Annotated in this window: 19 protein-coding genes; 8 read left to right on the top strand and 11 right to left on the bottom strand. The window is 69.0% G+C overall.

Translation table 11 applies throughout. The features are described 5' to 3' along the window. Positions 1-4: 4 nt before the first annotated feature. Both AB0I69_RS32340 and AB0I69_RS32335 read left to right on the top strand, forming a co-directional pair. Positions 5-595, top strand: coding sequence for a WHG domain-containing protein (locus AB0I69_RS32340; protein WP_363099287.1), 591 nt, complete (start codon positions 5-7; stop codon positions 593-595). A gap of 51 nt (positions 596-646) precedes the next feature. Continuing rightward, positions 647-1,825, top strand: coding sequence for a GDSL-type esterase/lipase family protein (locus AB0I69_RS32335; protein ID WP_363099484.1), 1,179 nt, complete (start codon positions 647-649; stop codon positions 1,823-1,825). Between the two features lie 80 nt (positions 1,826-1,905). On the opposite strand, the gene AB0I69_RS32330 is transcribed toward AB0I69_RS32335, so the two are convergent. From AB0I69_RS32330 to AB0I69_RS32320, 3 genes are all read right to left on the bottom strand, one after another. Then, the gene (locus AB0I69_RS32330) at positions 1,906-2,808 is read right to left on the bottom strand and encodes a helix-turn-helix transcriptional regulator (protein ID WP_363099286.1); all 903 of its coding nucleotides are present in this window, start codon (positions 2,806-2,808) and stop codon (positions 1,906-1,908) included. A 64-nt stretch (positions 2,809-2,872) separates the two neighbouring features. Beyond that, positions 2,873-3,814, bottom strand: a complete 942-nt coding sequence (locus AB0I69_RS32325) for an alpha/beta hydrolase (protein WP_363099285.1) — start codon at positions 3,812-3,814, stop codon at positions 2,873-2,875. Positions 3,815-3,889: 75 nt separating this feature from the next. Beyond that, complete coding sequence (locus AB0I69_RS32320; protein WP_363099284.1) at positions 3,890-4,357, bottom strand: cupin domain-containing protein; 468 nt, start codon at positions 4,355-4,357, stop codon at positions 3,890-3,892. Positions 4,358-4,573: 216 nt separating this feature from the next. Between AB0I69_RS32320 and AB0I69_RS32315 the strand changes: the two genes are divergently transcribed. Both AB0I69_RS32315 and AB0I69_RS32310 read left to right on the top strand, forming a co-directional pair. Next, entirely contained in the window at positions 4,574-5,236 is a 663-nt protein-coding gene (locus AB0I69_RS32315) for a TMEM175 family protein (RefSeq protein WP_363099283.1), read from the top strand. 33 nt (positions 5,237-5,269) lie between these two features. Further along, positions 5,270-5,626: a hypothetical protein gene (locus AB0I69_RS32310; RefSeq protein WP_363099282.1), complete on the top strand. Its 357-nt coding sequence runs from the start codon at positions 5,270-5,272 to the stop codon at positions 5,624-5,626. Here the strand turns inward: AB0I69_RS32310 and AB0I69_RS32305 are convergent. From AB0I69_RS32305 to AB0I69_RS32290, 4 genes are read right to left on the bottom strand one after another with little or no spacing between them, the layout of a single operon-like run. Continuing rightward, on the bottom strand, positions 5,605-7,074 hold the full coding sequence (locus AB0I69_RS32305; protein ID WP_363099281.1) for a S1 RNA-binding domain-containing protein: 1,470 nt from the start codon (positions 7,072-7,074) through the stop codon (positions 5,605-5,607). The genes AB0I69_RS32310 and AB0I69_RS32305 overlap by 22 nt on opposite strands. Positions 7,075-7,127: 53 nt before the next feature. Further along, on the bottom strand, positions 7,128-8,363 hold the full coding sequence (locus AB0I69_RS32300; RefSeq protein ID WP_363099280.1) for an MFS transporter: 1,236 nt from the start codon (positions 8,361-8,363) through the stop codon (positions 7,128-7,130). Continuing rightward, a complete protein-coding gene (locus AB0I69_RS32295; protein WP_363099279.1) occupies positions 8,351-9,634 on the bottom strand; it encodes an MFS transporter in 1,284 nt (427 codons plus the stop codon). The genes AB0I69_RS32300 and AB0I69_RS32295 overlap by 13 nt, the downstream gene beginning before the upstream one ends. Next, positions 9,631-10,128: a GNAT family N-acetyltransferase gene (locus AB0I69_RS32290; protein WP_363099278.1), complete on the bottom strand. Its 498-nt coding sequence runs from the start codon at positions 10,126-10,128 to the stop codon at positions 9,631-9,633. The genes AB0I69_RS32295 and AB0I69_RS32290 overlap by 4 nt, the downstream gene beginning before the upstream one ends. A 26-nt stretch (positions 10,129-10,154) precedes the next feature. Between AB0I69_RS32290 and AB0I69_RS32285 the strand changes: the two genes are divergently transcribed. Further along, positions 10,155-10,745 (top strand): CGNR zinc finger domain-containing protein, encoded by a 591-nt coding sequence (locus AB0I69_RS32285; protein ID WP_363099277.1) that lies wholly within the window; start codon positions 10,155-10,157, stop codon positions 10,743-10,745. 105 nt (positions 10,746-10,850) lie between these two features. Beyond that, a complete protein-coding gene (locus AB0I69_RS32280; RefSeq protein ID WP_363099276.1) occupies positions 10,851-12,227 on the top strand; it encodes a glutamate decarboxylase in 1,377 nt (458 codons plus the stop codon). Positions 12,228-12,258: 31 nt separating this feature from the next. Here AB0I69_RS32280 and AB0I69_RS32275 read toward each other — a convergent pair whose 3' ends face one another. Genes AB0I69_RS32275 through AB0I69_RS32265 form a run of 3 tightly spaced genes read right to left on the bottom strand, consistent with a single transcriptional unit; the run spans position 12,259 to position 14,672 of the window. Then, the gene (locus tag AB0I69_RS32275; protein ID WP_363099275.1) at positions 12,259-13,320 is read right to left on the bottom strand and encodes a low specificity L-threonine aldolase; all 1,062 of its coding nucleotides are present in this window, start codon (positions 13,318-13,320) and stop codon (positions 12,259-12,261) included. Positions 13,321-13,374: 54 nt separating this feature from the next. Beyond that, on the bottom strand, positions 13,375-13,950 hold the full coding sequence (locus AB0I69_RS32270) for an XRE family transcriptional regulator (protein WP_363099274.1): 576 nt from the start codon (positions 13,948-13,950) through the stop codon (positions 13,375-13,377). Continuing rightward, the gene (locus tag AB0I69_RS32265; RefSeq protein ID WP_363099273.1) at positions 13,947-14,672 is read right to left on the bottom strand and encodes a metal-dependent hydrolase; all 726 of its coding nucleotides are present in this window, start codon (positions 14,670-14,672) and stop codon (positions 13,947-13,949) included. The genes AB0I69_RS32270 and AB0I69_RS32265 overlap by 4 nt, the downstream gene beginning before the upstream one ends. Before the next feature lie 253 nt (positions 14,673-14,925). Between AB0I69_RS32265 and AB0I69_RS32260 the strand changes: the two genes are divergently transcribed. Then, positions 14,926-18,060 (top strand): tetratricopeptide repeat protein, encoded by a 3,135-nt coding sequence (locus AB0I69_RS32260; RefSeq protein WP_363099272.1) that lies wholly within the window; start codon positions 14,926-14,928, stop codon positions 18,058-18,060. A 32-nt stretch (positions 18,061-18,092) separates the two neighbouring features. Further along, a complete protein-coding gene (locus AB0I69_RS32255) occupies positions 18,093-18,755 on the top strand; it encodes a Type 1 glutamine amidotransferase-like domain-containing protein (RefSeq protein ID WP_363099271.1) in 663 nt (220 codons plus the stop codon). Here the strand turns inward: AB0I69_RS32255 and AB0I69_RS32250 are convergent. Further along, positions 18,752-19,219, bottom strand: coding sequence for a DUF6194 family protein (locus AB0I69_RS32250; RefSeq protein WP_363099483.1), 468 nt, complete (start codon positions 19,217-19,219; stop codon positions 18,752-18,754). The two genes, AB0I69_RS32255 and AB0I69_RS32250, sit on opposite strands and share 4 nt — an antisense overlap. Between the last annotated feature and the right edge of the window lie 46 nt (positions 19,220-19,265).

Below are 19,265 nucleotides of genomic sequence, written 5' to 3'. Positions count from 1 at the left end.
GAACATGACAGGGACCGGGCGGGCAGGACTGACCACGGAACGTCTCGTCCGGGCAGGGGCGGACCTGGCCGACGAGATCGGTTTCGAGCACGCGACCCCCGCGGAGCTCGCCCGGCGGTTCGGCGTCAGGACAGCGAGCCTGTACTCGCACGTGAAGAACGCCCACGACCTCAAGACCAGGATCGCGCTGCTCGCCCTGGAGGAACTCGCCGACCAGGTCTCGGCCGCGGTGGCCGGACGGGCCGGCAAGGACGCCCTGACCGCCTTCGCGAACGTCTACCGCGACTACGCCCTGAAGCACCCTGGGCGTTTCACGGCGGCCCGGTTCCGGCTCGACCCGGATACGGCGGCCGCCAGCGCCGGTGTCCGGCACGCCCAGATGACACGGGCGATCCTGCGCGGATACGACCTGGCCGAACCCCACCAGACGCACGCGGTGCGGCTGTTGGGCAGCGTCTTCACCGGCTATGTCGGCCTGGAGACCGCGGGCGGCTTCAGCCACAGCGCCCCCGACTCGCAGGAGAGCTGGACCGAGATCCTCAACGCGCTCGACGCCCTGCTGCGCACCTGGCCCACCACCTCCGCTTCCTCCTGACCGACCCTCCCGCCCACCCACTTGAACGAAGAAGCCGACGAGACCGAAGAGATGAACGACGAGAACGGCTGGACCACCACCCCCATCACCGCCGCTCTCGTGCGCGGCGCCCTCGACCTGGAGCGCACCGAACGCGGCGTCCTGCCCCACCGGTTGCCCGCCCGCGTCCGGCGGCAGATCCCCGACGTCCAGCTGGCCATGGCGGAGTCACAGCCCTCCGGAGTACGGCTGGTCTTCCGCACCCGGGCCACAGCCGTCGAGTTGGACGTCGTGGCCACGAAGCGGGTCTACGTCGGAGTGCTGCCACGCCCGGACGGCGTGTACGAACTCCTCGTCGAGGGGCGGCTCATGGGCCGGGCCGGTGTGAGCGACGGCGACACGGTCACCATGGACATGACTTCCGGGGCCGTGGAGACGCGTCCTGGGCCGATGGAGACCGTGCGTTTCACCGGCCTGCCGGACGACGAGAAGGACGTCGAGATCTGGCTGCCGCACAACGAGAGCACCCAGTTGGTCGCCCTGCGCACCGACGCCCCCGTCCGCACACCACTCCCCGGCGACCGCAAGGTCTGGCTGCACCACGGCAGTTCGATAAGCCACGGCTCCAACGCCGAGGCTCCGACCGGGACTTGGCCCGCGCTGGCCGCCACCCTGGGCAAGGTGGAGCTGGTCAACCTGGGTTTCGGCGGCGGCGCCCTGCTGGACCCGTTCACCGCGCGCACGATGCGCGACACCCCCGCCGACCTGATCAGCGTCAAGATCGGCATCAACCTCGTCAACAGCGACCTGATGCGGCTGCGCGCCTTCGGCCCGGCCGTGCACGGTTTCCTCGACACGATCCGCGACGGCCACCCCACCGCCCCGCTGCTGGTCGTCTCGCCCTTCTACTGCGCCATCCACGAGGACACACCCGGGCCCAGCGCGCCGGACCTCAGGGCCATCGGCGAGGGGCAGTTGCGGTTCGTGGCCACCGGCGATCCCGCGGAGACCGCCGCCGGGAAACTGACCCTCACCGTGATCCGGGACGAGTTGGCCCGCATCGTCGAGCAGCGTGCAGCCACCGACCCGAACCTGCACTACCTGGACGGCCTAGCCCTCTACGGCGAAGCAGACCACGCCGAACTGCCCCTGCCCGACAACCTGCACCCGGACCCCGCCACCCACCGGCACATCGGCGAACGCTTCGCCCAACTCGCCTTCGCCGACGGCCCTTTCACGACACAGGGTTAGCCACCGCGTCGCCGTAGAGGATGACAAGCCGCCGACCCCGAACAGCGGGCGCTGATGGACCAGTTCATCCTTCTTCGTCCTCAACCCGGGCCCGAGGTACCCGATATGGAAGGGGCAGGGCTCCGATCCGGCAGCGGACAGGCGGCGCGCAGGTCGTCCAGCTTCTCCGCGTCGGTCGTCCCGGGCGCCGCCGTGTACGTGACGATCCTGAGGTCGGTGCCGGCGGCCATCACGACGTCGAGATCGAGGTCGATGTCTCCCACCCGCGGATGTTCGATGGTCTTGCGGTCTCCGACATGGGTGCGGGCCGTGCCGTTGGACCACAGGTGGGCGAAGCGCGGACTGTCGCGCAGCATGCGTTCGACGAAGGCGACGAGCCGCATGTCATGGGGATGGGCCGCGGCGGTCACCCGCAGGTCGGCGACGAGGTCCTCCTCCTCGACTTCGTCGCCCTCCCAGGACCGGACGGGCCAGCCCGCGATCGGTTCCCTCCTCCGTCCGTCGCTCGGCCGGAACATCCCGGCGACGAGATTGCGCTCGTCCCAGCCGTACGTGCGGGGATCACCGACCGCGGCGGACCACATCTCGTTCCAGCCGATGAGGGTCCAGTCGGCGGCGAACACCGCGGTGGGGTTGCCCGCCAGCCGGCCGACGAGCCGGTGCACCCTCGCGGGCACGTGCCGCGACACGTTCCCGGCCGAGGGCGGCGCGAGCTGGGCGCAGCGGAACAGATGGTCGCGCTCGGACGGTTCGAGGCGCAGTGCCCTGGCCAGCGCGGTGACGACCTGGGCCGAGGGATGACGGGCGCGCCCCTGCTCCAGCCGGACCACGTAGTCGACCGACAGGCCCGCCAGCCGGGCCAGTTCCTCCCGGCGCAGTCCGGGGATGCGTCGGTCCCCGCCCGCCTCCAGCCCGCTGTCCTGCGGTGACACCCGCTCACGCCACCCCCGCAGAGCGATGCCGAAGTGGTTAGTCGTAGCCATGCAGAACATCGTCGTCCAGATGCCGTGCGGCACGCGAAAGTTCCGCCTCCGGGCAACGGATTCTTTACCCGACGGACTCGACGGCTCCTCGTGTCCTGCCGTGTGGGGTCACGGCGTTGCTCCAGTGGGCCCGGGTGAACGCGGCGGCGGCGTCGAGCGCGGCAACGGCCTCGTCGAGCATCACGGCGAACCCCTGGAAGACGTGCGGTACTTCGGGCCAGACCTGTAGTTCGACCTGAACGTCGTGTTCGGCGGCGCGCGCTGCGAGCCGTATGGCGTCGTCCAGCAGGATCTCGTGCGAGCCGACCTGGATGAACAGGGGTGCCAGGCCGGTCAGATCCGCGAAGACGGGGCTGGCGTGAGGGGTGGTGGGATCCGTGTCGCGCAGATAGTCACGGGCACGCCTGCGCAGGCCCTCCGGGGTCAGTGCGGGATCGACGGCCGCCTTGCTCACCGCGCTGGCACCGGACACGGTCAGGTCGACCCACGGGGAGAAGACCGCGGCCGACGAGGGCTGGGGCAGCCCCGCGTCCTTGGCGGCGACCAGTGTCGCGGCGACGAGACCGCCGCCTGCGGACTCACCGACGAAGGCGATGGCGGAGCTGGGAAGTCCGTCGTCGAGCAGGGACCGGTAGACGGCCAGGGCGTCGTCGACCGCCGCGGGGAACGGGTGCTCGGGGGCCAGCCGGTAGTCGACACAGAGGGCGCGTGCGTCGGTGCGCCGGACGATCTCGGCGGCCAGCCCCACGGCGTCGGCCGCCGTGCCGACGGCATAGGCGCCACCGTGCAGGTACAGGACCACGGTCTCCGGGTCGCTCGCCGGCGTCTCGACGGTGACGACCGGTACGCCGCCCAGTTCGCCCGCCGTGGTCGAGACATCGGGAGGCAACGGGATGGAGGCCATCATGTCGCGGAAGACGACGCGCTGTTCGACGACATCGCCTCCGAGGTCGAGCGGAGCGTGTCGCAGCATGTCGTCGAGGGCCTGGCGTTGTTGCCGGGACATGGCTGTGCCTTTCGTGTTTCCGGTGAAGGCCGTGGTGGCTGAGGAGCTGCGGATCTGCTGCGGATCTGCTGCTGGTCAGCGCGGTGGCCCGACGATGACCTGGCCGTACTTGTCGGCAGCCTCGGCCATGAGGTCCCGCGAGATCTCGAAGCCCTCGGGGCGAGGGGTCGTGAGGTCACGACCGGCGTGGCGGAACATGCCCTCGATGCCGCCGGGCGTGCAGATCATCAACAGGTCGGCCGTGTCGGAGGTGATCCGGTAGCCGTGCGGGACGTTCCGCGGGAGGAAGACGATGCCGCCCTCCGACAACTCCATCTCCTCGTCGTCGCACCACAGCAGCGCACTGCCCTTGATCAGCATGAAGACCTCGTCCTCACGCGTGTGCTTGTGATACGGCGGCGCCTCGCCCTTGGCGACGGAGAACCGTCCCACCGTCAACTGCCCACCGGTGGCCGCGGCGTCCAGGAGCACGGCGAACTCACCACCGGCGAGCCATTCGAGTTTCTGCTGCTGCTCGGGCTGTGCGAGGTAGGCCATGGTCATGGCGGTGTCCGTTCTGCGCGATCGGCGAAGCCGGCGCCTTCGTCTCCGGCGAAGCCGGGACACGGGTCCAGCTGGTCGGTCATGGCTCTCTCAGGTCGGGGCCGTGGCCCACCTGTTCGATGATCCTCTTCGTGGAACACCGGCCGCCACCCGTGTGGGTAGGAACAGCAGTACCACTCCCCCTGCGTTCTTCGGCTTGTGGCATCCTCTGCTGCCATGGATGTCTCGACTGATCAAGAACTGCCGTCCGGGGACGAGGACATGGAGAGCCGGGCGGTCTCCGGCGATCGACTCACGTTCTTCGGAGACGCGGTCGTCGCCATCGCGCTCACGCTGTTGGCTCTGGAGCTGCCGGTACCGGAGGGGTCGACCAACTCCGAGCTGTGGCACTCGGCCACGTCACACCGTGAGAGCTATCTGGCGTTCATGATCAGCTTCGTGGTGATCGCCGCGCACTGGCGCTCCCACCATCGGGTGTTCCGCTATGTCACCGCGACGAACAGCCGGTTGACGTCTCTGACCATGTACTGGCTGCTCATGCTGGTGATCACCCCGTTCGCGACCGACGTGATCGGCGGCCACGGAGCGTTCCAGGCCCGGTTCGTCTTCTACGCCACCGTGCAGTTCGCGGCCTGCCTCCTGTTCATACTCATGGTCCGTGAAGTCCGCCGTGACGACCTCTTCCGCGTCGGCACTCCGCCGGAGCTGTTCTCCCGGGCGATCCGCCGACTCGGCATGGTGGCGGTGGGCTTCCTGGTGTCGATCCCGGTCTCGCTCGTCACCGGCTGGGCGTATCTCTGCTGGATCGTGGTGCCGGTCGCCGACTCGATCATCGACACACGCCGCAACCGCTCCGGGGAACAGACCTCGGACGACTGAAGACGGGACGAAATACCCGACCCGGATCGGCCTTTGACCAGTCTCGACGAGGAGGCGATCGAGCACTACGCCCACCTCACACGCCTGCTACTCGACCACGTCCACGCGCCCCTGACCGGCGGCATCTTCCTGCGTGGCGTCCTGCCCACTCCCGACGCGGTACGGATGGTCACCGGTGACGGCACTGCGCAGACAGACGCGACGGTGACGGGCATGGCCCTGGTCCAGGTGCACACGGACACCGCCCGGCCCACCGGTCCGACCGAGGGCGACCGGGCGCTGCGCACCCTGGCATGGCCGTTCGTCGAGACACCGCCGAGCCCGGCTCTGTGCGGGTTCCTGTTCACCGGCCCTGATTCGTACTCGGGTCAGAGTTCGAAGACCGCCTGACGGTGCGAGAGGGTGATGCGACGCCTGGTCGGGTCGACGTCGAGGATCTTGACGGTTAGTGCGTCACCGACCTGGATGCCCAACTGCGGGGTTTCCAGGTGCTCGTCGGCCAGTTCGGCGGTGTGCACCAGCCCCTCGAAACCGTTCGCCCTCTCCTCGATGCGTACGAAGACACCGAACGGTACGAGTTTGGTGACGCGGCCGACGACCGTCCGGCCGACCTGACCGATCAGCTGCCGCATCGGGTCTTCCTGCAGGGCCTTGAGGGACAGTGCCACGCGTTCCCGGATCGGGTCGGCGTCGAGAACCTCGGCGCTGATCCGCTGACCGACGGAGACGACCTCGGAGGGGTGGCTGATGTGACGCCATGACACCTCGGGGACATTGATCATCGCTTCGAAGCCGCCGATGTCCACGAAGGTGACGCCGAAGTCGGCGATGTGGGTCACCGTGCCGGTGACGATCTCGCCTCGGTGAAGGGTCTTGAGGAAGGCCCAGTTCCGGTCGCTCGGCGTCGGCTCGGTCCGCCAACGGGCCCTTACCACACCGTCGTTGTCGGGCATGACGGCGGTGAACAGGGGCGTCCGTTCTTCGGCGGACACGGACAGAAGCGCTGCGGCGTCGGCACCGGACATCCGGGCGGCCAGCTCCGAGAACTCGTCCTCGTCGGCAATGGCGCTGTGGATCCGACCGTCCTTGTCCTGCCAGACGCCTTCGACGAGGCCTTCGGTGGGGAGGCCGCCGAGGACCGCTGCGATGTCGGAGGACAGGTCGGGCCATACGGCAAGCAAGGCGCGGGGCGCGATTCCGGCGCGCACCGTGTCGATGGTGTCGTAGGTGAGGCGGTGCCATCGCGAGACGCCCTCGATGTACATCTCCTCCAGGAGTCCGGCGCCGTACGTGGCGACCGCCCAGTGCAGGCGGGCCCAGAAGTCGTCGTCGCCCGGCCGCTGGACGTTCTCCCCGTCGGTCTCCATGTCGTAGGGAGAGGAGTCCAGGCGTTCCGGGAACAGCCCGAGCGCGCGGGTTCGTACCAACGCCTCCTCGCAGGGCCGACTGCTGCCGACGTAGAGATACTGGTCCCATCCGACGTGCACCGCGAAGGTGCCCTCCACCTCCAGTCGGCACCACAGGCCGCTGTCGCGCAGCATGAGGCGCACCAGTTCCAGTGCGGTGCCGATCGGCACCTCTGTTCCGTCGTGGAACTCGGCGAGACCCGTCGGAAGGAGTCCGCCGAGCCCGAAGTCCTCCAGGGAGGGGATGTGCGGCTCGCGGACTGACAGGCGGTCGACACCGGTGTCCGCGGCGAAGGCATCGACCGCCTGAAGGTAGGACGCCTCGATCGCACCGTGGTCGCTGACGGTGTCCAAGGTGCCGGTGTAGTGGCCGTGTTCGTCGCGGTCGGCGGGGTCGTACTTGGTGACGCGGTGGACGTAGGGGAGCTGCACATCCCCATCTTCCGGTACGCCCCTGACACCGTCCGCACCCTTTTCCTCTTTCCTCAGAGAGCCGGCTCTGCCCGCAGGGGCTCAAGGTGTGTCCCCCGAGCATGCTGACGTCGTTGCGCCAGGCGGACAGCGGAAGGTGCCGCCAGTCCTGTGAGCAGGAACAGCGCTCCCACCACGTACCAGCCGGGGCGGCCCCAGGTGATGCAGAGCGCGATGAGCAGTCCCGGGCCGAACACCTCGGCCAGTCCGGCGCCCAGGCCGAACACTCCCAGGTACTGGCCGGTCGCATGCCTCGGGGCGAGTGCGAAGGACACCTCGAAGCCCGCCGCGGAATGCCACAGTTCACCGACCGTGTGGATGACCACCGCGGTGATGAGGAGCATCGTGGCGGCCCACGCCCGAGTCCCCGCCGCGAGCGAGATCAGTGCGCAGGCGACGAGGAAGGCCACGCCCGCCCGACGGTAGGCACGTCCACCGGCCGCGGGGGAATCGACGTCGCGACCGACCCGTACCTGGAATACGACGACGATGACCGTGCCGGTGAGCATCGTGCCCGAGATGAGCCAGTGCGGTGCGGCGGTGGACCCGATCAACCAGAGCGGGATGGCCACGGTAAGCACCTTGAACTGGATGGCCATGATGCCGTCGAGGACGGTCAGCAACAGGTAGGAGTGATCCCGGAGGGCGATCCAGCGAGGACCGTCGACCACGGGTCCGGGGGCGACGGGCGGCAGCAGGACCAGGATCGCCGCCGAGCACGCGAAGGCGATCGCGTTGCCGACGACCATGAACTGATAGGCGGTCAGGGTGCCCACCTGGACGATCCAGCCGGCGCCCACCGCGCCTATGGAGATGCCGACGTTGGTGACGGCGCGGAGATAGGCGCGGAACTCCTGCGGCCGGTCTCCTCCGTAGTGCCGGATGAGCGGGCTGCGTGCGGCGAGTCCGGCCGCCTTCGCCGCGGCTGCCACGCCGATCACGAGGACGAACGGCCAGAAGCTGTCGGCCAGGACGAACCCGGCGGTGGCCAGCGCCTGGACGACCAGCGTGGTCGCGTAGACGCCGCGGGCGCCGTACACGTCGGCGAGGTGCCCCACGGCGATGCCGACGCCCAGCGCGACGATTCCGGCGATGCCGAGGCCGAGCCCCACCTGGCCGGGCGGCAGCCGTACGGCCTGTGTGAAGTACAGGACTCCGGCCGTCAGGTAGAGGCCGCTGCCCACCGTGTAGATGAAGTTCGAGGCGGCAAGCACTCGCTGCGGTCCGGCGTCCGGGATCAGACGGGGCATGAAGTGGTTCCGGGTTCTGGGGAGTTGTGGTCGTCGACCGGTGGGCGGTGGACCGGTCGGCGTCGGCGTTCCGCGCTGGCCGAGACCGTCAGGGCCGCGAGGGTCATCGCGATCAGGAGGCCCCAGGCCGGTGCGAAACCGCCGGTGACGTCCTTCAGGAGGCCGAGCACGGGCGGCACCGTGACGATGGCGATCTGGTTGACGGACATGGCGAGACCCAGCGCGAGTCCCGTCCTCCCCAGCGGCGCCGATTCGGTCACGTGGGCGACCCAGGGGCCGTACCAGCCGAATCCGAAGAAGCCCAGCCAGACGAATGTGCAGCAGGCCAGGGCGGGTGAACGGCCCGCAGGGGTCAGCAGTACGGTCATCCCCGCGATCACGGCGACCATGCAGACGCGGACGGAGGCGTAGCGCCCGGAGGTGGCGCGGTCGCTCCAGGCCGCGAGGGAGATGCGTCCGACGACGCCCGCGATCTGTACGGCCACCAGGACCAGGGCCGCCGTGCCGGCTCCGACGGAAGTCACTTCGTGGAGGTACAGGACCGTCAGGATGCCGACGCCGCACTGGACCGAGATCAGGCTCGTCCCGGAGAGCATGATCCTGGCCATGGACGGTTCCCGGAGCATGCGGAGTCGAGCACCGAGTTGCGTCGGGAGAGAGCCATGCAACTCCCGTGCCCGGGTAGTGACTTGACCGGGTGGCCGACGGTAGAAGCCCATGAAGACACCGGCCCCCAGCAGCGCGACCAGCCCACCGGTCACGAGCGTCGCCCGCCAGCCCAAGGCCCCGGCAACGACGGGGAGTACGGCTGAGGCGAGCGCCGCGCCCAGCGGCAGACCCGCCTGGCGGACGCCCATCGCGAAGCCTCGTCGGGACGCGTCGAACCAGGACGCCACCGACTTGCTCCCGCCGGGCTGGACGGTGCTGTATCCCGCGCCGACGACCAGCAACGCGCAGAGCAGCCAGAGGTATCCCGGCGCGAGGCTTCCCACACCCAGGGCCACGGCGACCACACAGGCGCCCACTCCGACGACCCAGCGCTCGTCGTAGCGGTCCAGCAACTCCCCCGCCACCGGCAGTCCGATGAGCGGAGCCAGCTGGGCCGCCGAGATCAGCAGGCCCAACTGTGCTGTGCTCAGGCCCAGTTCACGTTGCAGGGCGATGCCCATCGCCCCGATGCCCTGGACGAAAAACCCCGACGCGGCCTGTGTGAAGGTGGCGATGCCGAGAACGGTCCACCGGTAACGCGCGGCGTCGTCCCGGCCGATCACGGGCGCCAGTACAGGGAGGGATCGGGATGGGCGGTGAAGCCGAGGTCGCGGTACAGCGGCTCGCCCTCGGCAGAGGCGTACAGGTCGACCCGGGCGACGCCACTGTCCCGGAACCAGTCGAGCAGACCCCGCATGATCGACCGGCTGTGACCGCGTCGCCGGTGGGCCGGGTCGGTGACCACGCCGAGCACCTGCCCGATCCGGCCGTTGCGCAGGTGCGGGCCGGGCAGCCGCTGCTCGATCGTGCCGATGCCGCAGGCGGCCAGGGCGCCGTCGTCGCCGTCCACGACGAGGATGCGCACGGCGTCCGCGGTCAGCTGTTCCTTCAGCACCCCGGCAAGGGTGTCCAGCCAATCCCCGTCCGCCGAACCGGGGTTGAAGAAGTCGCCGCCCAGGTCCTCGAACAGCAGCGCCCGTAGACGTACCAGCTCCACGAGGTCGTACTCCACCGCCTGCCGTACCGGTGAGGGGGTTCCGTTGTCGCGTTGTCGCATGCCGACCAGACTGGTGTAATGGCCTTATGCACCTCAACCCTTACGGCGAGGATGCCGTGAACCTGGCCGCGGATCTGGTCAACCGGCCCCCTGCCGACGCCGTGGAACTCGCGGACCGCTGCCGTGCGGCCGGTCTGGTGGTGGATCGGCCGGCGACCTCGGCGGATCTCGACCGCGCGCGGGCCGCGCTGCGGGCGTGGGAGAGGGTCGTCGACGCCACCGACGAGCACGAGCGTGCCGAGTCGGTCAACCGGATGCTGGAGGAGGCCGCCGCCTACCCGCGGATGACCGACCACGCGGGCAGTGGCTGGCACCTCCACTACCGCGACGACCGCAAACCCCTGGGCGACGTGCTGTTCTCACTGATCTCCGTGGGCACGGCACTGCACCTGACGGGACGCGGGATGCACCGCCTCCGGCGCTGCGCCGTGACCGAGTGTGACATGGCCTTCGCCGACACCTCCCGCACGGGGCGGCAGCGCTACTGCTCCCAACTCTGCGCGAACCGCGACGCCGTACGCCGTCACCGGGCCCGGGACCACGGAAAAGGGGCGGCCAGTATGTACAAGGGAAAATCCAGTTCATCAGTGCGCAAATCGATCACTGGATCGGTGTAATCGGCACATACGTCGCACCGCGTAGCGATCTAGCGTCGGAATGCACGGGGCCGCACGGACCAGAAAGGCATTCAGACACTCATGCCCATCCCGCATACCGCCGTCATGCCCGAAGCAGAGTTCGACACCCTGACCGTTTCCCGCGGCGTCGGGCAACCGCCCGCTGCCGACCTCCTGCTGCCGGTCGACGAACTGCCCGAGACGTCCTCGTCGCCCGACCTGATCTGCCGCCGCGTACGCGACGAGCTGATGCTCGACGGCAACGCACGTCTCAACCTCGCCACCTTCGTGACGACGTGGATGGAGCCGCAGGCAAGGGAGTTGATGGCGGAGACCGCCGAGAAGAACCTCGCCGACCGCGCCGAGTACCCGCAGATCACCGCCATGGAGGAGCGCTGCGTACGGATGCTCGCCCGGCTCTGGCACGCACCGCACCCGGAGCAGGTCCGCGGCTGCTCCACCACCGGCTCCAGCGAGGCGGCCATGCTCGGCGGGCTCGCGCTCAAGCGCCGCTGGCAGGAGCGGCGCCGCGCCCAGGGCAAGGACACCGCGCGCCCGAACCTCGTGATGGGTGCGAACGTCCAGGTGTGCTGGAAGAAGTTCGCCAACTACTTCGAGGTGGAGCCGCGTTACGTCCCGATGGAACCGGGCCGCTATCACCTCACGCCCGACACCCTCACCGCGTACTGCGACGACAACACCATCGGCGTCGTGACGATCCTCGGCTCCACGTTCGACGGTTCCTACGAGCCCGTCGCGGACATCTGCATGGCCCTGGACGGATACGAGGCCGCCACCGGTATCGACATCCCCGTGCATGTCGACGGCGCGTCCGGCGCCATGGTCGCCCCGTTCCTCGACCCGGAACTCATGTGGGACTTCCAGCTCGAACGCGTCGCCTCCATCAACACCTCGGGACACAAGTACGGGCACGTCTTCCCCGGCCTGGGCTGGGCCCTGTGGCGCGACGCCGAAGCCCTCCCCGACGACCTGGTGTTCGAGGTCGACTACCTGGGCGGCAGCTCCCCCAGCTTCACCCTCAACTTCTCGCGGCCGGGCGCGCATGTCGTCGCGCAGTACTACAGCTTCCTCCGGTACGGCTTCGAAGGGCTGCGGGAGCTGGCGGCCCAGAGCCGCACCACGGCCCGCGCACTCGCCGCGCGCATCCGGACGATCGCCCCCTACGAGTTGATCACGGACGGCTCCGAACTCCCCGCCTTCGCCTTCCGGTTGGCCCCCGGCACGCAGGGCTTCAGCGTGTTCGACGTCTCCCACGCCATGCGCGCACGCGGCTGGCACCTGCCCGCCTACAGCTTCCCCGTCCCGTGCCAGGACGTCGCGGTGCTGCGCCTGGTGGTGCGTACCGGATTCACCGCCGAACTCGCCGGCATGTTCATCGCGGACCTGACCGAGGTGACCAGGAACCTCCACATCGGCCGGCCGACGCCCGCGCCGCTGATCAAGCCACTCGTCACCGCCTGACGGCGGCGCACGCGGTCCGCGGGAACACCGCTCAGCGGGTGTGCCGGCGGACCGCGTCGAGGAGTTGGTCGATGTCGTCGGCGCTGTGCGAGAAGGCGGTGACGAACCGGACGATGCCCGGTTCCCAGCGGTCGTGGTAGAAGGCGTAGCCCTCGTCGAGGAGTCCTTCGGTGACCTGCTGGGGCAGGCGGCAGAAGAGGATGTTGGCCTCTGGGGTGGCCAACAGGCCTGCGCCGGCGATGGACTTGAGGCCGTCGCCGAGCCGGGTGGCCATCGCGTTGGCCTGGTGGGCGTTGCGCAGCCACAGGTCGTCGGTGAGGTACGCGTCGATCTGGGCCGTGTGGAAGCGCATCTTGGAGGCGAGTTGGCCGGCGCGCTTGGCGCGGAAGGCGAGTTCGCCCGCGAGTGCGGGGTCGAAGGAGACGATGGCGTCGGCGGTCATCGCACCGTTCTTGGTGGCGCCGAAGGACAGCACGTCGATGCCGGCCTTCCAGGTCATCTCGGCCGGGGTGGCGCCGAGTTGGACCAGGGCGTTGGCGAAGCGCGCCCCGTCCATGTGGACGCGCAGGCCCGCGTCCTTGGCGATGGCGGACAGGCGGCGGATCTCCTCCAGGGTGTAGACGCTGCCACTCTCGGTGGCCTGACTGATGCTCACCACGGACGGCTGCACACTGTGCACGTCACCGGCCCGGCGGCGCACCGCCGCCCGCAACACGTCCGGGTCGATCTTGCTGTCGGGGCCCGGGACACCGACGAGCTTGGCGCCGTTGGTGAAGAACTCCGGAGCGCCGCACTCGTCGGTGTTGATGTGACTGTCCGGGTGGGAGAGCACGCTGCCCCACGGCGGGGTGAGGGCGGCCAGGCTCAGACCGTTGGCGGCGGACCCGGTGGAGACCGGGAAGACGTCGACGTCCCGCTCGAAGATCTCGCCGAGCCTGCGGCGGGCGCTGTCGGTGAAGGGGTCGTTGCCGTAGGGCAGGACCTGCCCGGCTGCCGTGTCGGCGACGGCCCGGGCTATCTGTGGGGACGCTCCGGCCATGTTGTCGCTGATGAAGGCACGGCTGGAGGGAGTGGTGGCGATGGCGGTGCTCATGCGCGGGGTTCCTCGGTCTCAAGTCCTGCTGAGGTATTGGCTGTTGACGGTGTCTCAGGTGCTGATGGGGGAGGCGAAGACGACGCTGATGTCGACTTCGTCGGCGCCGGTGCGGTAGAAGTGCGGGGCGTCTCCGGCGAAGGCGAGCATGTCGCCCGGGCCCAGATCCTCCGGGGCGTCGACAGGGCCGGCGGTGACGTGTCCGGTGGCGATGAGCAGGTGCTCGATGGTGCCGGTGGCGTGCGGCACGCCGGCCAGCTCCGTCTCGGGCGGAATGCGCAGCCGCCAGATCTCCAGGCTGTTGCCGCTGCTGATCCGGCGTAGCAACTCCCGTGAGACCTCGCCGGGTTCGATGTCCGTACCGGGCCGGAAGACCGGCCCGGTGTCGGCGTCACGGGCGAGCAGGTCGGCGATCGGGATGCGCAGGGCGATGGCGATCGCGTCCAGGGTGTCGATCGTCGGATTGCCGTTGCCCGCCTCCAGTTGCGACAGGGTGGCCTTGCTCAGCCCGGCGCGCCGCGCCATCTCCGCGGCGCTCATGCCGCGCTGCTGGCGGCGCAGCCGGATCTTCGCGCCGACCGCGGCCGCGGTACTGCTGACCGGCCGCCGGCCGGACGGAGGGGGCGTCATCGAGGGCTCCGGTGGGTTGCGGTGTAGGACACGCGGATACGGCCCTTCTTGACCTTCAGCGTCGGCAGCGCCAGTCCGGTCAGGTCCCCGAGGCTGCGCACGTGCGTGCCTCCGCAGGGCGCGGCGTGCAGCGCGTCGAGATGCACGACGCGCCGCCCGTCGGCGAGGCACCGCGCGAAGACGGGCAGGTCGTCGGCGACCGCGGCCGCCGCGGCGGCTCGCAGCTCGGCGGTCAGTTCCTCCCGCCCTTCGGGGTCGGCCAGCCGCGCGTCCGGCCCGGGCACCTGGAACTCGATGCGCGCCTGACCCGGGAAATGGTTGCTGGCGACCATCTCCCACCCCTGCATCCGCCCGACCGCCTCGACGAGGTGTCCGGCGGTGTGCAGCGCGGCATGCAGGGTCCGGACCTCAAGATCGATCCGGGCTCGCACCCTCTCCCCCACGGCAAGGGACGGAAGGCCGCCGCCCACGGGCGCCGTCGCCACGACCAGTCCCGCGTCACGATCCCGGACCGGGACGATCTCCGCGTCCGCCAGCCATCCCCGGTCGGCGGGCTGGCCCCCTCCCTGCGGATGGAACAGACAGTCTTCGACGGCCGCCCAGGGCAGCCCGTCCCGCTCGCCGACCGCGATCACCCGCGTATCGACCTGCTCGAAGTAGGTGTCGTCGAGGTAGGCGCCGATCTGCGCACCTTCCCGAGAGACCGCAATCGAATGAACCATGCGTTCACTATACCGAACTACAGGGCGACGGTGAACGCATCGTTCGTTTTAATCAACGAGAGCGGCCAGAAATCGACGAGTGACCGAGAACATCCGCACCAAGAGAAGCGCCACGCTGTGAAGCGGCATCATGGTCCATTCGGGGGTGGTGCGAGTGCCGGAGAAGAAACCGTCGCGACAGGATCTGAACAGGAGTCGCCGCAGAAGTGGCTTCGTCGGTCGACACGGCGAACTGGGGTTGTTCCGCGACAACTTGTCCCGGGACCCCCGGGACGAGGCCTTTCAGTACCTGTTCCACGTCCACGGACAGGCAGGCGTCGGCAAGACATCGCTCGTCGGACAATGGGACTCCGCCGCCCGGGAGTTGGGCGCGGCGACCGCCTATCTCGACCATGACGTACACAGCGTCGTCGAGGCGATGGAAGCGATCGCCGTCCAATTCAGGCGGCAGGGCGCGCCATTGAAGGGGTTCGAGAAGCTGCTGGCGGCCTACCACCAGCGCCGCCATGAGGCCGAGATGCCGATGGGCGCCACGTCACCGGGCGGTGTCGGTGTCGCGGGAGAGGGCGACGGGCCTGTTCCCTCGGCGTCGTTGTCCAGCGCGGTGGTGGTACAGGCCGGGCTGACCGGGCTGGGTCTGCTGCCCGGGATGGGCCCGATCGCAGGCGCGATGGATCCGCAGCAGTTGGCACAGAACGCCGACCGTATGCGCGTTGCGCTCAGTACCCGGTTCCGCAGTCACGCCGATGTCCAGCTGGTGATGTCTCCGGTGCAGACACTGACGCCCGCGTTTCTGGAAGACCTGGCGGAGGTGGCCGAGCGGCGTCCGTGGGTCGTGCTGTTCTTCGACGTGTTCGAGCAGACCGGCCCGGTGCTGGACACATGGCTGCGGGACATCCTGGTCGGCGAGGCGTACCCGGGTCTCCCCCTCAATGTCCTCGCGGTCCTCTCCGGCCAAGGCCGGCTCGACACCCGGTGCTGGGGCGATCATCTGGACCTGGTGGCCGAGGTCCCGCTGACCGTCTTCACCGAGGACGAGGCCCGGCAGTTGCTGGCCGGTCGCGGTGTCACCGACGAGGAAGTCATCCAGGTCATCCTCCAGCTGACCGGCCGGTTGCCGGTTCTGGTCGACACGCTCGCTTTGAAGCGCCCGCGGGATTCGGGAGAAGTGGCTGATCCGTCCGAGACCGCGGTCGGTCGCTTCCTGAGAGGGGTGACGGATCCTGATCATCAGGTCGCCGCCCAAGTCTGCGCCCTTCCCCTCCAGTTGGACGAGGACATCTATCGCGCAACAGTCCCCGAAGCGGCGGTCGATCGGTACGCGTGGTTGTGCAGCCTGCCGTTCGTCACCCATCAGGCCGGCCGTTGTCGTTACCACGACGTCGTACGCGACCCGATGGTCCGCCTGCAACGCACCCAGTCCCCCACTCTCTGGCAGCAGCGGCACACCGCCCTCGCCCGCACCCACCAGCAGCGACGCCACGCGTCGGAGGACATGCTCCCTGCCGGTGAGTACTGGAACAACGCCGCTTGGCGGGACCACCGGCTCAACGAGACCTACCACCGCCTGTGCGCCCGCCCCGGCCACGCACTTCCCAAGGCCCTCCACGACGTGGTCTGTGCGTGCGATCACGGGATCGCCGGCTTGCGGCGCTGGTCCCAGATGATCGCCCAGGCCGGACACGACTCCGCGGACGAGAGCCTCACCCTGTGGGGGGACCGACTGACCGCCGCCTCCCGGGAGGACACCGCGGGCATCGTCCCCGCACTGACCCAACTGGTGGCCGCTTCGGCGATCGAGCCCGCCGACCGCGTACTTGCCTACACCTTGCGGGGCCGTGAACACCGCAAAGGGAAGCGCTACGCCGAAGCCCTGCGCGACTACGCCTCCGCGCTGGCCATGGATCCCCGGTTCGCTCGCGCTCTGTACGGTCAAGGCGAGACCAGGCGTCTGATGGGCCAGTACGAGCAGGCGCTCCCCAGCTTCACCCACGCCATCGAACTCGACGCCGACAACTTCTGGAACGTCGCCAGTCGTGGGCAGACCTACCGCGCCATGGGCCGCCACGACGACGCCCTCACCGACCAGACCCGCGCCATCGAACTCGCCCCGCACAACGCCTGGGCCATCACCTCGCGCGGGTTCACCTACCAGACCATGAGGCGCTACGACGACGCTCTGGCCGACTACGACCATGCCATCCGACTCGAGCCGGACTACGCCTGGGCCATCCGCAACCGCGCAGCCACCTGTCACGCGATGGACCGCTACGAAGACGCCCTCACCGACTACACCCGCGCCATCCAACTCGTCCCCGACGACGCCTGGCTCGTCCTCCAGCGGGGCGACATCCATCGTGCCATGGGCCGCTACGAAGACGCCCTCACCGACTACACCCGCGCCATCCAACTGGACCCGGACAGTGCCTGGCCCGTCACTTGCCGCGCAGATGCGTACCGGGCGCTGGAACGCCATGACGACGCCTTGGCCGACTACAACCGCGCCATCGAACTGGACCCGGACAGCAAGTGGTGGGTCATCGCCAAGCGAGGGCTCATCCACCAGGCCATGGGGCGCCTCCCTCACGCCCTTGCCGATCACACCCGCGCCATCGAACTCTTCCCGCACGACGCATGGATCACCACCAGTCGCGCCGAGATCTACCGCGCCATGGGCCGCTACGAAGACGCCCTCACCGACTACACCCGCGCCATCCAACTCGAACCCGACAACGCCTGGCGCGTCATCAGGCGGGGCACCTTCCATCGCGTCATGGGCCGCTACGAAGACGCCCTCACCGACTACACCCGCGCCATCCAACTCGAACCCGACAACGCCTGGGCTATCGGCCCACGGGGGCTCACCTACCGCGCCATGAGCCGGTACGACGACGCCCTCCCCGATCACCACCGTGCCATCGAACTCGCCCCGGACAGCGCCTGGATGACCGCCAACCGCGGCGACACTTATCGCGCCATGGGCCGCTACGAAGACGCCCTCACCGACTACACCCGCGCCATCGAACTCGAACCCGACAACGCCTGGTACCGCTTGAACTGCGGAATCGCCCTGCGCCTCCTGCACCGGCCGGAACAGCACGACCACTTGCGGCAGGCAGCGGAGATGTACTCCACCGAGGCGTCCGCGGACGGCTCTCAGGCCGCTCACGCAAGAGGAAACCTCATCGTGGTGCACTGCGCCGCGCGGGAATGGGACAAGGCATCCGAAGAACTGGAACGTTTCCTGGCATGTCCGCCCACCCCGCTGCGTATCCACGAAGCGCTGGTCGATCTCTCTGACCTCCAAAAGGCCTTTCCCATGGACCTGAGCCAGCTCCGGCCGCTCCACGAACGACTGGAGCACGCGGCCGGTCAGCAACACTTCTGACCACATCGACGACATTCCTCGGGAAGGACACGATGAAGCTCCTCCTCACCGACTCCGGCATCAAGAACGCGACCATCCAGGACGCGCTGGTCGACCTCCTGGGCAAGCCGATCGCCGAGTCCAACGCCCTCTGCATCCCGACCGCGGGGTACGGGGCCCCCGACGCCGATCCGGGCGGGCCATGGCGGTTCATCAGCGGCCGATCCCCCAGCCCCATGACCGAGTTGGGGTGGAAGTCGGTCGGCGTGTTGGAGCTCACCGCGCTGCCCAGCATCGACGAAGCGCACTGGGTCTCCTGGGTCCGGGATGCCGACGTCCTGCTGGTCAACGGCGGTGACACGCTGTACCTGAACCACTGGATGCGGGAATCCGGGCTGGCTGACCTCCTGCCGTCGCTGCACGACACGGTCTACGTGGGACTCAGCGCCGGGAGCCTGGTGATGACTCCCCGCATCGGAGAGGCCTTCGTGGGCTGGAAGCCACCCACCGGCGGCGACAGCACCCTGGGCGTGGTCGACTTTTCGATCTTCCCGCACCTGGATCATCCGGATTGTCCGGAGAACACCATGGCCGAGGCCGAACGATGGGCGGCCGGGATCGCGGGTCCGGCATACGCGATCGACGAACAGACCGCCATCAAGGTGTCCGACGGCGCCGTCGAAGTGATCTCCGAGGGCCACTGGAAGTTGTTTTAGTACCTCCCCCTGCCGTCGCGTCGCAGGTACCTCGCCCGGGCGTCGTCGTGGGCGCTCCGCAGCAGCCGTACGACCGTGTCCGTCGTCCTCTCACCGGGATTGACGACGGAGACCCAGCCTTGTGCCCCGTATACCGGGTGCGGCACCACCATGTCCGCAGCCGCGTAGTCACGGGGGCCGGTGAGGCTGCGCGGCTCCTCCCCCGTGAGCTGTCGGAACGTCGCGCGGTCGACGTGGATGTTCACGCGCCAGCGGCCCGGACGGTCGAGGTCGGACGCGGTGTCGTCGGGGTAGTTCTTGGTGACGACGGTTCCGTACGGCTGGATGTTCCGCGGCAGTCGGCCGTCGGGGGCGTAGTAGAAGAACGCGTCCCCCCAGGCGAGTTCGGGGAAGTCGCCGCCCGGCTCCGGTACGAACACGAGGGCGCCGGTGAAGTCTCGTACGGTCGTGATGATCTGTTCCATACTCATGGTTCAAGCATCATCTTCAAGTGCTGATGTGGGGTTTGAC

Origin of the sequence: Streptomyces sp. NPDC050508 (assembly GCF_040655155.1) — a bacterium.
Taxonomy (GTDB): Bacteria; Actinomycetota; Actinomycetes; order Streptomycetales; family Streptomycetaceae; genus Streptomyces.
This window is presented reverse-complemented; position numbering and strand designations above follow the sequence as displayed.